Below are 12,728 nucleotides of genomic sequence, written 5' to 3' on the forward strand. Positions count from 1 at the left end.
CGAGCAACGCAACAAAAAAGGGCGCCGCGCGGCACCCTTTTGCATGACGAATGCCGGACCGGCCAGCGCGCTCAGTTCGTGCGCGCGTTGTGCTTCGTCAGGAATGCGATCAGACCGTCGATGCCGCCCTGCGCGAGCTGTGCCTTGAACTGGCCCTGGTAGACCTGGATCAGCCACGCGCCCGACATGTCGATGTCGTAGATCTTCCAGTCGTTGCCGATCTTGCCGAGCCGGTAGCCGACCGACTGGCTGTCGCCCGGCGTCGTCACCGTCGAGCGCACGAGCGCGTCGGCGCCGCCCGCACCCGCTGCCTTGAACGAGAACTTCGCGTCCTGACTGCCGAGCTGCGCGAGCGATGCCGCGTACGTGCGCGTCATCAGGATCCGGAACTGCTTGTACAGCTCTTGCTGTTGCTGCGGCGTCGCCTGCTTCCACGCGTCGCCGACGGCGATGCGCGTCGTGCGCTCGAAGTTCGTCGCGGGCAGGAAGCGCGCTTCGACGATCTGCGTGATCTTCGCCATGTCGCCGCCGCGCGCGGCGGGGTCCGCCTTCATCGCGCCGACGGTGCCCTCGACGGCGTCCTTGACCACCTCGACGGGCGCGGTTTGAGCGAATGCCGAAACGGACACGACGGCCGCGGCCACAAAAGCAAACAGATGACGTTTCATGCGTGTATCGAACCTGGAAGAGAAGAAGCCGGACGCGGCACGGCGCCGGCGCAGACGAGACAGTATACCGAGCTTGGCGCGCTCGCGCGGCGCCGTGACGGTCTGTTACCGAATAGGCGAAATACTTACGATGCGGCTCGATGCGGCTGGCGGCGCGGCGCATGCCGCCGTCGCCGACGCGCGCGAACGTGCGTGCGCGGCCGATCGACGCATGCCGTCGCGATCCGCCCGCGACGCGCGCTCGCCTCGCCGTCGCCGGCCGGGCTTTCCGACGCCCGCCGCCTAGCGACGACGCGCGGCGCTCACGCGTCGAGGCAGCAGGAGAGGCTCATCTCGAAGTAACGGAAGCTGCGCTCGATGCCGGCCGCGACGTCGCGCACCTGCTCGGTGCTCGGCGATTGGCCGAGGATCGTCGCGACGATGTCGAGCGCTTCCCACGGATGCTTGTCGTCGTAGCTCGAATGCAGCTTCAGCCAGCGCATCGCACGGCCGCGCACCGCCTCGGCGAAGCCGCGCTCGTAGACGTCCGAGCGGCACAGGTCCGCGCTCCATTCGCCCGTCACGCCCTCGATCGCATAGTTGGTCGCCGCGATGCTCGCCGCGAGCGAATCCGCACTGCTGCTCTTCCAGCACCAATGGCTGAGCGCGAGCGCGGGAGGCGGGCTGTCGCCGTCGATCAGCTGCCGGCGCGGCACGCCGCTCGCTTCCGCCCAGTTGACCCAATGCTCGACGTGGTTCAGCTCGACGCGAATGTTGCGGATCAGGTAGCGGCGCGCCTTCTCTTCGCCCGACGAGTTCGGGCCGTTCGCCTTCAGCAGGTTCATCGACATGTACTTCGGGAACTGCTCGACGACGGGCCAGCCGTTCACGAAGAACCCGGCCAGTTGCCGCGGCGCGAGACGGCCGTCGCGCATCAATGAGAAGACTTCGTGGAAGCGTACCCGATCGCGCGCTTCCCGCACCGTGCCGACCACGTCCTGTAGCCAGTGTGGATAGCTCCCGATATCCATCAAATCGCCGTCGCGTTCAAAAGGGATATGCAATTTCCTCTCCTTAGATAAAGTCATCGAACCACGTCAATAGCCGCCTTCACGCCAAGGCGAAGGCTTGGCAAAGAAATATCCCTGGCAGAAATCGATGCCGAGCTCGCGCAGCATGCCGAGCTCGACATCGGATTCGACATGCTCGGCGACGGTGTTGCAACGCATCGAGTGCGCGACTTCGTTGATCGCGCTGACGACGCCGTAGCTCACCCGGTCCGACATCATGTTCGACACGAACTCGCCGTCGATCTTCAGGTAATCGATCGGCAAGTTGCGCAGATAGCGGAACGACGACATGCCCGCGCCGAAATCGTCCAGCGCGAAGCGACAACCGATCGTGCGCAGCTCGCTCATGAAGCGCGATGCGAGCTCGAGATTCTTCACGGCGATCGTTTCGGTGATCTCGAAGCAGATCACCGAAGGCTCGAGACCGGAGCTCAGCAGCTCGGCGATCACGAATTCGACAAAGCGCTCGTCGGAGATCGACGCCCCCGACAGATTCACGTTGTACTCGTGGTACTCGCGCGTCCGCAGCGCGCTCAGCTTGCGGAACACCGTGCGGATCACCCAGCGGTCGATGAGGCCCATCAGCCCGTAGCGCTCGGCGGCCGGCAGGAACGCGGCGGGCGAAATGTCGCGGCCCGCGCCGTCCGTCATCCGCAGCAGCACTTCCGCGCGCTCGGGAATCCGCGAGTCGGGGCGCGTGTGGACGATCGGCTGCACGAACAGGCGGAAGCCGTCGGTTTCGAGCGCGGTCTTGATGCGCCGGCTCCACTGCACGTCGCCGACGTGGCGCGCCTGCTGCAGATCGCTCGGATCCGCGAGCTGGATGCGATTGCGGCCGCGCTCCTTCGCGATGTAGCACGCGATGTCGGCGAGCTTGACGGCCATCTCGAGATTGCGCGGCGCCTTGCAGAGCTCGAGCACGCCGATGCTGACGCTGACCGTGAAGCGCTCGCCTTCCCACAGGAACACGAAATCCTCGAGACTGCGGCGCAGCCGCTCGGCCTTGTTCTTCGACGGCCACGAGCCCGCGCCGTGCGGCAGCAGCACGCCGAACTCGTCGCCGCCGAGCCGCGCGAGCACATCCTCGTCGTCGAGGCAGTTCTGGAAGCGCTGCGTGACTTCGCGCAGCATCGCGTCGCCGGCCGCGTGGCCGCACGTGTCGTTGATCTCCTTGAAGCGGTCGAGATCGAGCATCAGCAGCATCGAATCCGCGCGATCCTTGCCGGACGTCGCGTCGGCGAGCGCGATTTCGAGACGGCGCTCGAACTCGACGCGGTTCACGAGCCCCGTCAGCACGTCGTGCGTCGCCTGCCAGGCAAGGCTCTCGAGGAACTGCTGCTCGCGCGTCATGTTGCGCAGGATCAGCACGTAGCCGATGTGGCCGTGCACGCGGTCGCCCATTTCCGAGATGGTTGTCTGCACAACGATCTTCGAATGATCGCGGCGCAGCAGATGCACCTCGCGCTTGATCGGCGTGCGCACGTCGCGCGCCCAGAATTCGTCGACGATGTCGACCGCGAGCCCCGTCTCCTTGTCGAGCAGCATCAGTACGCTCGACACCGGCGCGCCGACGCACGCGGCCGCCGAATAGCCGAGCAGCTGCTCGGCCGCGTTGTTGATGAAGTCGACGTTCTTCGCGAGCCCGACGGTGATCACCGCCTCCGCGACCGAACTCAGCGCGGCCTCGGCGAACGCCTCGCTGCGATCGAGCGCGTACTGGATCGACAGCCGTTGCAGCGCGGCCTTGCGCGCCCAGACGAGCGCGAGATACATCAGGAACAGCGACGCGGCGAAATAGCAGACGAGCAGCAGTGCGACGCTCGAGCGGAACTCGTCGCTGAACGCCTTCGAGAAGCGATCGGGCAGCCCGGACACACGCTCGTTGATGTCCCACGCGCGATGCTCGAGCTCCTTCACGCGCGGATCGTCGCGATGACCGCTGCTGACGAGCGCGTGCAGCTGGCTCGCGACATTGCGGAATTCCGCCAGCTCGACGTCCGCCTGCATCCAGCACTGCAGCGCATAGTTGATCTTCGCGACCCAGCTGAGCGCGGGCAGCAGCCATGCGGCCGCCGTCGCGTCGGTCGGATCGATGCCGCTCGCGATGATCGCCTCGCGCGCGGTCGCGCGATCGGGCGGCTTGCGCTGCAGCGCGGTGCGCGCGAGGCTCAGGCGATACGGCTTGTCGATCGCGGCCTCGTAGAGCTGGTACGCATGCTCGTCGCCCGTCTCCGCGTAGCGGATCAGATAGATGACCGCGTCCTTCTGCGACTTCGACCACGTGCTCTCGCCGCCGATGTAGACCCGCAGGAAGGACACCACCGTGAGACTCACGATCACGACGCATACGAGCACCGACACCATCAGCAGGATCGGCCATACGTCGAGCGCCGGCCTCAGCTCGGCCGCCTGGCCACTCCCGTCATTCAAGCCGAGCGCCTGTTCGCGCATGCTGGAAGTCCCGTTCATCATCCACCTTGCCTCAGCCCCGCCGCCGCGCCGCTTCGTCGCGGCGGTCACGTATTCCCCCGGCGCGCGCAAACGCCGGAAACAAACCGGCGGCGACCCGTTGCCGGTCCGCCGCCAGATGCTCGATGCGTGGCCTGTCCCGCTGTTCCTCGCGGAGGTCTTGCGTAAACTGGCCGTCTTGCGCACATTCGTCTGCTCGTCGCGTTACATATGAAGCGTTTGCATGAATGCACGCGCGCGGCCGCCCGCGCAAGCGGCCGCGCAATCGTCGGATAATCATACGACGCGCGGCGTGCCACCGCTCGACCTTCTTTCAAACACCCTGCATTTTCAAACGGTTCGCATGCGTGCGCAGCACCGCGACCGGATCGGCCGCGTACGCGCCGCGGATGCCGAGCAACTGGTTGATCGCGTCGAAGTGGTTCCACTTGTAGCCGGTCGAAATCACGGTTCCGTACAGCGAACTGCAGGTCGACGTGAAGCCGTCGTTCGGCCCCGCCTGCTTGAGCGCCATGATGTTGCCGGCCGTCAGGAACACGAGCGTCGACGGATCGAGCACGTTCGCCGGATCGACGACCGGGATCGTGCTCTTGTCGACGGCGCCCGTCGTGAGGCCGAACACCGTGATCGGCTGGTACGCGCTGCCGCTCCACGAATACAGCAAGTGCACGTTGCCGCCGACCGTCTCGCTCGGCGCGCCCGGCGCGCATGCGCCCGGCGCGCCCAGGCCAGCGCTCGGGAACTGGTCGTTGAACTGCGACGCATACGGCGTGCTGAGCGCGTTCAGCGCGGCGATCGCGTCCTGATTCGTGTTGTGCGTGTGGCTCGTCAGGACCCCGAAAATGTTCAGCAACTCGCCGAAGATCGGCGTCGACAGACCGGTCGGATCGAGCTTCAGCGCGCCGAGCACGAAGTCGGCGAACGGCGAGCCGCGATGCGGCGTCGCGATCGTCGTCACCGACGCGACGAGATCCGGCGCGACCGCCGCGACGTAGCGCGACGACAGTCCGCCCTGGCTGTGGCCGATCAGGTTGACCTTCTGCGCGCCGGTGACGGCGAGCACTTGCTTCACGTACGCGAGCAGTTGCTCGCCGCGCCCGTTCGGGCCGATATCGCTCTGGAATCCCGATAGATCGGCGACGAACACGGTCGCGCCGTGCCGCCGCAGATCGGACTGCATGCCATACCAGTACGGCAGGATCCCGAAATAATCGTCGGTGCCCGTGAGGCCATGGACGAGAATGATCGGATTGCGCGTCGCCGCGTAGTCGTCGACCGCGCCCGCCGCGGTATCCGCATGCGCGGCCGGCGCGGCGAGCGCGCAAAACGCGGCGACGATCCCGGCCGCCCATGCGCTCCCCAGTTTTTTCCTCGCGACGCGCGCCGCCGCGGCGGCGCATTCGAACATCGATTTCATCGTTGATATCCCCTGTTTCAAGCCACATTCGAACGATGCCGCACGCCCGTTCGCCGCAGTCGCAGCGCCGGGCGGCGGCTCACCACCCCAAACAGAATCCGTGCACGTCGGCGCCGCGATCCTCCATCGCGACTGCCGCGCGCCATGCCGCGCCGAGCGCGACGTCGGCGATCGCCCAGCGCACGCCGTCGCTCGCGCATTCGTCCCGCGCGGCGGGCAGCGCGGGCCACGGCATCTCCAGCTCGCGCGGATCGCGCCGCAGGCCCGTGCCGCGCGCCTTCAGCAGCGCTTCCTTGCGCGTCCAAAGCTGCAGCAGCAGCCGTTGGCGCGCGCAGGCCGGCGTTCGCGAGAACAGATCGCGCTCGCGTTCGCCGAGACTGGCGGCCGCGAGCGCATCGACGTCGATCTTTCGGTCGAGCGATTCGAGATCGCAACCGACCCGCTTCTTCGCGATCGCCACCAGCACCGCGCCGCTCCCGTGGCTCACGCTGAATTCGAGATCGCGGCCGAACAGCACCGGCTTGCCGCCCGGCTCGACGTCGAACACGAGCCGCGCCGGATCGACGCTCAGGTATTCGCCGAGCACGACCCGCAACATCGCGCGCGCGAACACGAACAGCTCGCGATGCGCGCCATACTTGAGCCGCGCGGCGCGCTCGTGCTCGCTGAGCGACAGGCAATCGCGCTTCAGGTACGACCCTGCCTCGTCGGCGCGTGCGCGCCACACGTGCACCTCGCCTCGCGCCAACCGCTCCGTCAGCGCAGCCGACGGCCTCGCGACGCCGAACCGCAGCGCCGCCGTGTCGTCGTGCGATCTCGCGTGCGGCAATCCTTCCGCCATCATTTGTCAGTCAACCTAAGTGTTTCAAACGCGCGCCGGCCGGACCGGCCGCGCTTCCTGCTCCGTCTCGTCCGTCAGTCCGCCGTCGCCGCGACGCGGCTCTGCCACCAGACGAACAGCGGCGCGCCGACGATCTCGAGTACGGTAAAGCCGATGAACGGCGGGAACGGTGCGCCGAGCGACACGAGCGAGATCAGCCGGCCGATTCCGCCGACGAAGATCATCGTCCACAGCGCGCGGAACAGCACGCCGTTGCGCTCGATGTTCGGGATCGTGTAGAACGCGCCGAGCCCGAGCCCGAACCAGACGCCCGCGTAGAAGCGCAGATTGCTGTCGAGCGTCGCATCGGCGGGCAGTGCGACGCCGAGCGACGCGTACAGCGGATCGTGGATGCCCATCATGCCGAGCGCGCCGGTGACGACCGGCACGGCCGCGAGAATCGCGGTGGCGATTTGCAGAATGCGTTTGCTCATCGTATGGTGGCCCTTGTTATTGGACGATTGACGACGTCTTATTGATAAAAAATGCCCAGCACCTGAACGCTGCTCGCTTCCGGCATCGCGCCGAAGCGGCTCCACGACGGTCCCGTCTGCCGCAGGAACTGCACGGCGACGTCGAACTTGTCGAAGCGCCGCCGCAGCTCCACCCAGTACTGCCGCCCCGCGCCGAGATCGAGCTGTGCGAAGCCCGTCAGGTCGAGGCGGCGCACGAACACGTTGCGCCACGCGGCCATCAGGAACAGCCCGTGCCGCGACGGCAGTTCCTGCGCGGCGATCGACGTGCGCACCGCGCGGCCCCATGCATACGGATCGCGCGCCTGCAGCGCGCGCCACTGCGATGCGGTCGCGCCGCCGCTGTTGCTCTGCAGTTCCGCCGTCAACGACAGGTCGACCGGCAGCGTCCACGTGAAGCCGACCGCCGAGCGCGTGCGAAACGCACGATCCCGGTTGCCGCCGCCCGTCGCGGCGCCGATCAGCGACGGCCGCCAGCCGCCCGTCCATTCCGCGTATGCGACGACCGCATTGCCGAGCAACACGCTCAGATTCTGCCCGAACTGCGGCGACTGCCCGCTCTCGCCGTACAGCACCCACTGCGGCTGGATCGCCGGCGTGATCCGCTGACTGCCGACGAGCATCCAGCGATCGACGCCGTTGGTGCGCTGCAGGTCCGACGACGCGAACGGATCGCCCGGCACGCTGCGGCTCGCGAGCCGCGGCGACAGCATCAGCGCGATCGAGCCCGAGTCCCACACGCGCTGTGCACGCACGCCGACGCTGCCGAGCCGGTTCGTGTGGCGGCTGTCCGGATCGGGCGGCACGTCGAGGCTCACCGCGCCCGCCTTGAAGAAATCGGTCGGGTTGTAGCCGATCGCCGCACCGATGCGCTCGTTGATCCGACCCGCATCGATCGCCAGCAGCGGCGAAGGCTTCCAGCTCGCATACGCCTCCTTCACGAGCATCACGTCGCGGTGCGACGCCGCGCCGGACGACAGCGGATCGAAACGGTCGAACCGCATCGCGAAGTTCATGTTCAGCGTCGGCGTCAATGCATGCTCGAACTGGAATTCGAGCGATAGCTGATTACGCCACGATGAAGCGGCATCGCGATCGTCGCTCCAGCGCACTGCATCCTGCACGCTGAACTTCCACGGCCGCGCCGTTTCCGGCGCGGCAACAGGCGTCGCGTCCGCGAGATCGAGCGCGGCATTCGTCGCGTCGTTCGCCGCCTCCTTCGCGGCGTCCGCGTCGCCGGCATCGGCGGCGCGCGACGGCATCGCCGCCGATGCCGCCGCCGCGACCGCGCAAATCAGGATCGCCAACGATCTGCGCGTCATTGCACCTGAAAGCGGGGCAGATAATCGCGTTGCAACCACGCGTCCGGAATGTCGCGCCATGCGTATCCGGAAAAGCGCATCACCGTCACCCAGCTCGGATCGAGGCCGTCGATGATCACGGTCTCGGTCGGACGCTCGACGCCGAGCTCCATCGTATAGCGCCGGTAGAACGCGCTCTTCAGCAGCCGATCGCTTTCCGAATAGAACTTCGCCTTGACCGGCCGGCTGTTCGACGCGTCGAGCCACATCTCGATCCGGTGGTACGTGAGACCCTGGGCCTTGCCCGTCAGCGACAGCTTGTAGCAATGCCGCGTCTGCCGATCGCCGTCCATCACGTCTTCGGCGCCTTTCAGCTCCGCCTGATAGTCGTGCGCGAGATTGACGGTGACGACGTCGCCGTTCGCCGCCTGCCCGAGCAGACGCTGGTCCGGCGATATGCGGATGCTCGCCTGGTTCGCCGGATCGTAGAACCACAGGTCGTTGCCGTTCTTCAGCATCAGCTTGCCCGCGTCGCGCGCGGGCGCGACGAAGCGCACCAGCGTGCGGAACGCGCCGCCCGGCGCGTCGGGCTTCGAATAGATCGACAGCGTGTTGCCGTCGATCTGCTTGCCGGACCGGTATTCGGTCAGCGTCGCGGTCAGCACGAACGCCTTCGTCGGTGTCCGGATCGCGTCGCTTTGCGCAAGCAGCTTCTGCGGATCGGGCGGCGTCTGCGCGTGCGCGAGCACAGCCGCGCCGAGACTCAAGCCGATCCACCATGTACGAAACAAGCGACGCACGCTCCACCTCCCGATCGATTCGATCTTTCGTTGTTCAAACTGAAAATTGCCGCCGCTCATACGTAGCGCAGCGCGTCGACGATCGACAGCCGCGCCGCATGGCGCGCGGGCAGCCACGCGGACAACCCGGCGACGAACGCGAGCCCGACGAACGTCAGCGCGATCAGCCGCCATTCGCCCCACACGCGCACCGTCAGCGCGACCGAGTCGATCCGCGCGGGCGGCGTCCACGCGAGTCCGCTGCGATTGACCGCGAACGCGAGCCCGAGCGCGACGAGCACGCCGATCGACGCGCCGACGACGCCGAGCAGCGCGCCTTCGCAGACGAACAGCGCCTGGATGCCGCTGCGGCGCACGCCCATCGAGCGCAGCGTGCCGATCTCGACGGTCCGCTCGAGGATCGCGGTGCTCATCGTGTTGCTGACGACGAACAGCACGATCGCGCCGATCAGCACGAACACGAAGCCGAAGATCATCGAGAACATCCGGTTCGTCTGGTCGTAGAACGGATTCAGCGCGGCGAAGTCGAGCACGTCGAGCGGCTGGCCTTCGAAGCGGCCGCCGAACAACTGGTCGATCCTCGCGCGCGCGGCGGGCAGTTGCGCGGTGTGCGCGAGCTGAATCTCGATCGCCGTCACGCGCGGCGCGTCGCCGCCGTAGACGAGCCGCTGCGCGCGCGGCAGGTGCATCGCGAGATAGACGTCGTCGAGCTCCTTCACGCCTTGCTGCTCGGCCTTGACGACCGTGAAGCCGCCGACGTTCGGCGCGCCGTACGCGTTCGCCGCGAGCACCTCGATGTGCGTCGCGCCGGCGCGCTCGCCGTTGCGCTCGCGCTGTTGCGCGTCCGCTTCGGCCGCCGCGAGCGCGAGCACGTCCGCGGGCGCGTCGGCTGCGGATGCGCCGGACGCCGCGCGCGCCGCCTTCTGCGCGTTATCGCCATCGCCGCAATCGGGCACCTGCAGCGGCGCGCACAGATGCAGCACGCGCGCGACGCCGTGCCCGACGATCGCCGCATCGGGCACGGTGCCGACGAGCGGATACGGCTTCGGCGTCAGCGGGAAGCCGTAGTCGTTCCATTGCTGCATCCGGTTCTGCTCGTCGGCGATCGCGCCCTGCGCGAGCACCGTGCGCGATACGCCCGCTTCGAAGTTGCCGGCGATCCCGCCGAACTGCAGCGTCGGCGTGATCACCGCGATCATCGGCGCGAGCACCGGATCGTCGCGCAGCTGCGCGATCAGCCGCTCGTAGCCACCGATCCCGTACGCGACCGGATTGCCGCTCCCGTACTGATAATAGCCGTGCCGCTGAATCTGCAAGTGCCCGCTGCGCCGCACGAAATCGGTCTGCAATCCGAACGTGATGTCCTTGCTGAAGCCGCCGAACAGCAGGACCGCGCAGACGCCGACGATCATCGCGAGCAGCGTCGTGATCGAGCGCCGCCGGTTCCGCTGCAGGTTGCGCAGCGCCAACATGAAGGTATGCATCAGCTTTGCGCCTCCTGCGCGATGCGGCGGCGATCGACGATGCGGCCGTCGCGGATCTGCACGACATCGTCGGCCGCGTCCAGCACTTGGCGGTCGTGTGACGACACGATGAACGACACGCCGCTCTCGCGCTGCATCCGGTGCATCAGCGCGATGATCGCCTGGCCCGTGACGCTGTCGAGGTTCGCGGTCGGCTCGTCGGCGAGCACGAGCGACGGCTCCGCCGCGAGCGCGCGCGCGATCGCGACGCGCTGCCGCTGGCCGCCCGACAACTGGCTCGGCCGGTGCGCGCCCTTGCCGGTCAGGCCGACCGCGTCGAGCAGGTACGCGACGCGCTCCGCGCGCTCGCGCGCGGGCGCGCGCGCCATCAGCAGCGGATATTCGACGTTCTCGTACGCGGACAGCACGGGCAGCAGGTTGAACGACTGGAACACGTGGCCGACCTGCCGCGCGCGGAAGTCGGACAGCGCGTCGTCGGTCAACGTCGCGGTGTCCTGCCCGGCGACGACGACGCGCCCCGCGTCGGGCCGATCGATGCAGCCGATCATGTTGAGCAGCGTCGTCTTGCCGCTGCCGGACGGGCCGCTCAGCACGGTGAAGCGGTTCGCGTCGATGTCGACCGACACGCCGGCCAGGCCGGTCACTTTCACGCTGTCGAGCAGATAGGTCTTGCTGATGTTCTCGACGGAGACGATCGTCATCATGCGTCTCCCGTCTGCACGCGCACGGCGGCGGGCGCGGCAGCGGCGGCGGGCGCCGGCGCTTGCGCCGCGGTCGCGACGGCCACCGGCCGCCGCGACCGCGGCGCCGCGCGCGAATCGGGCAGCGCGCGAATCAGCCGCTTCAGTTGCAGCCGGTAAGCGAAATGCTCGACTTCGATCACGTGCCGCTGCGTGTCGCTGAAGTGAATCCCGCCGTTCCAGTTCGAGCGGTCGCGCCGGATCAGCCGGTCGATCCGCGCGGCCTTGCGCGGCGCCGCGTCGCGCGCGCGCAGATAGCGCGCGACGAGCTGCGCCTGATAATCCATCAGCGGCCAGTTGCCGGTCGACGTCTGGAACAGGCCGATGAAGAACAGGTTCGGATGCGCCTGGTCGAAGATGTTCAGATACAGGCGCGGCTGCATCTTTTCCCATAGCAGATACGACGGATCGAGAAACGGAAAGCTGAGCTGGAAGCCCGTCGCGTAGACGATCGCGTCGATCTGCTCTTCGCTGCCGTCCGAGAACGCGACGCGGTCGCCCTTCAGCTCGACGACGTCCGGCTTCGCGACGAGATCGCCGTGCCCGAGGTGATAGAACAGCGTCGAGTTGATGATGAAATGCGCTTCGAACAGCTTGTGGTCCGGCTTCGGCAGGCCGTAGTCCTCCGGCTGGCCGGCCGTCGTCAGGCGCAGAAGCCGCACGCCGAAAAAGCGCCGCGCCCATAGCGGCAGGCGCAGCTTCAACGGCCACTCGGCCCAGCGATCGGCAGGAATCCCGAACAGGAATTTCGGCCAGTAGTAGTAGCCGCGCCGCGTGCTATGGAACACCGCGCGCGCATGATGGGCCGCCTCGACCGCGATGTCGCAGCCCGAGTTGCCCGCGCCGACGACGAGCACCCGCTTGTCCTTCAGCACGTCGGGCGTCTTGTACAGCGCCGAATGCAGTTGCAGCCCGTCGAAGCGGCCCGGATAGTCGGGCACCTGCGGCTTCGACAGATGGCCGTTGCAGACGAACACGCCCTTGTAGTGGCGCACCTCGTGGCCGTCGAGTTCGACGCGCCACCGCCCGCCGTCCGCGAGCGGCGCGACTTCGAGCACGGTCCGGTTGAACTCCGCGTGCTCGTAGACGCCGAAGCGGCGCGCGTAGTCGCGCAGGTATGCGAGCGCCTGATCGCCGCGCGCGTAGGTCGGGTAATCGGCGGGCATCGGGTAGTCCGTGTATTCGGAGAACTCGCGCGAGCTGATCATGTGCACCGACTTGTAGATCGCGCTGCACGGCTTGCCGTAGTACCACGTGCCGCCGATGTCGTCTTCGCGTTCGATCAGATCGAACTCGATGCCGTGCTCGCGCAGGTTCTTCGCGGTTGCGATGCCGGCCGCGCCGCCGCCGATGATGCAATAGCGGTTGCTGCGGTCCCGGTTCGTCGACGTTGCCGCCGCTGCCGCCGCCGTCGTTTTCGTCGTCGTTTTCGTCGTTGTCATCGTTG

At 67.4% G+C, this 12,728-nt stretch carries 12 protein-coding genes; 1 reads left to right on the forward strand and 11 read right to left on the reverse strand.

What is annotated here, in order from left to right; genetic code table 11:
- Nucleotides 1-71: 71 nt before the first annotated feature.
- The 3 genes from BG90_RS20145 to BG90_RS20155 all read right to left on the reverse strand — a co-directional run bounded on the left by BG90_RS20145 (nucleotide 72) and on the right by BG90_RS20155 (nucleotide 4,168).
- Entirely contained in the window at nucleotides 72-668 is a 597-nt protein-coding gene (locus tag BG90_RS20145) for an MlaC/ttg2D family ABC transporter substrate-binding protein (protein ID WP_010110830.1), read from the reverse strand.
- 302 nt (nucleotides 669-970) lie between these two features.
- Complete coding sequence (locus tag BG90_RS20150; protein WP_010110832.1) at nucleotides 971-1,711, reverse strand: iron-containing redox enzyme family protein; 741 nt, start codon at nucleotides 1,709-1,711, stop codon at nucleotides 971-973.
- A 33-nt stretch (nucleotides 1,712-1,744) separates the two neighbouring features.
- Nucleotides 1,745-4,168 carry a putative bifunctional diguanylate cyclase/phosphodiesterase gene (locus tag BG90_RS20155; RefSeq protein WP_010121005.1) on the reverse strand — a complete coding sequence of 808 codons (2,424 nt, stop codon included), beginning with the start codon at nucleotides 4,166-4,168 and terminating at the stop codon, nucleotides 1,745-1,747.
- On the opposite strand from BG90_RS20155, the gene BG90_RS37425 reads away from it, so the two are divergent.
- Nucleotides 4,167-4,400, forward strand: coding sequence for a hypothetical protein (locus BG90_RS37425; protein WP_010110835.1), 234 nt, complete (start codon nucleotides 4,167-4,169; stop codon nucleotides 4,398-4,400). The genes BG90_RS20155 and BG90_RS37425 overlap by 2 nt on opposite strands.
- A gap of 99 nt (nucleotides 4,401-4,499) precedes the next feature.
- Here the strand turns inward: BG90_RS37425 and BG90_RS20160 are convergent, their stop codons facing one another.
- From BG90_RS20160 to BG90_RS20195, 8 genes are all read right to left on the reverse strand, one after another.
- Nucleotides 4,500-5,603 carry a triacylglycerol lipase gene (locus BG90_RS20160; protein ID WP_010110836.1) on the reverse strand — a complete coding sequence of 368 codons (1,104 nt, stop codon included), beginning with the start codon at nucleotides 5,601-5,603 and terminating at the stop codon, nucleotides 4,500-4,502.
- A gap of 79 nt (nucleotides 5,604-5,682) precedes the next feature.
- Nucleotides 5,683-6,447 carry a 4'-phosphopantetheinyl transferase family protein gene (locus BG90_RS20165; protein WP_025990422.1) on the reverse strand — a complete coding sequence of 255 codons (765 nt, stop codon included), beginning with the start codon at nucleotides 6,445-6,447 and terminating at the stop codon, nucleotides 5,683-5,685.
- 71 nt (nucleotides 6,448-6,518) lie between these two features.
- Nucleotides 6,519-6,917, reverse strand: coding sequence for a DUF4345 domain-containing protein (locus BG90_RS20170; protein ID WP_010110838.1), 399 nt, complete (start codon nucleotides 6,915-6,917; stop codon nucleotides 6,519-6,521).
- A gap of 38 nt (nucleotides 6,918-6,955) precedes the next feature.
- Nucleotides 6,956-8,278 carry a hypothetical protein gene (locus BG90_RS20175; RefSeq protein ID WP_010121010.1) on the reverse strand — a complete coding sequence of 441 codons (1,323 nt, stop codon included), beginning with the start codon at nucleotides 8,276-8,278 and terminating at the stop codon, nucleotides 6,956-6,958.
- Entirely contained in the window at nucleotides 8,275-9,057 is a 783-nt protein-coding gene (locus tag BG90_RS20180) for an outer membrane lipoprotein-sorting protein (protein ID WP_010121011.1), read from the reverse strand. The genes BG90_RS20175 and BG90_RS20180 overlap by 4 nt, the downstream gene beginning before the upstream one ends.
- Before the next feature lie 56 nt (nucleotides 9,058-9,113).
- On the reverse strand, nucleotides 9,114-10,541 hold the full coding sequence (locus BG90_RS20185) for an ABC transporter permease (RefSeq protein ID WP_010121012.1): 1,428 nt from the start codon (nucleotides 10,539-10,541) through the stop codon (nucleotides 9,114-9,116).
- On the reverse strand, nucleotides 10,541-11,242 hold the full coding sequence (locus BG90_RS20190; RefSeq protein WP_010121013.1) for an ABC transporter ATP-binding protein: 702 nt from the start codon (nucleotides 11,240-11,242) through the stop codon (nucleotides 10,541-10,543). The genes BG90_RS20185 and BG90_RS20190 overlap by 1 nt, the downstream gene beginning before the upstream one ends.
- A complete protein-coding gene (locus BG90_RS20195) occupies nucleotides 11,242-12,723 on the reverse strand; it encodes a flavin-containing monooxygenase (protein ID WP_374189782.1) in 1,482 nt (493 codons plus the stop codon). Before BG90_RS20195 ends, BG90_RS20190 begins: the two co-directional genes overlap by 1 nt.
- Nucleotides 12,724-12,728 lie beyond the last annotated feature (5 nt).

The sequence above is a fragment of the Burkholderia oklahomensis C6786 genome, assembly GCF_000959365.1.
GTDB classification, from domain to species: domain Bacteria; phylum Pseudomonadota; class Gammaproteobacteria; order Burkholderiales; family Burkholderiaceae; genus Burkholderia; species Burkholderia oklahomensis.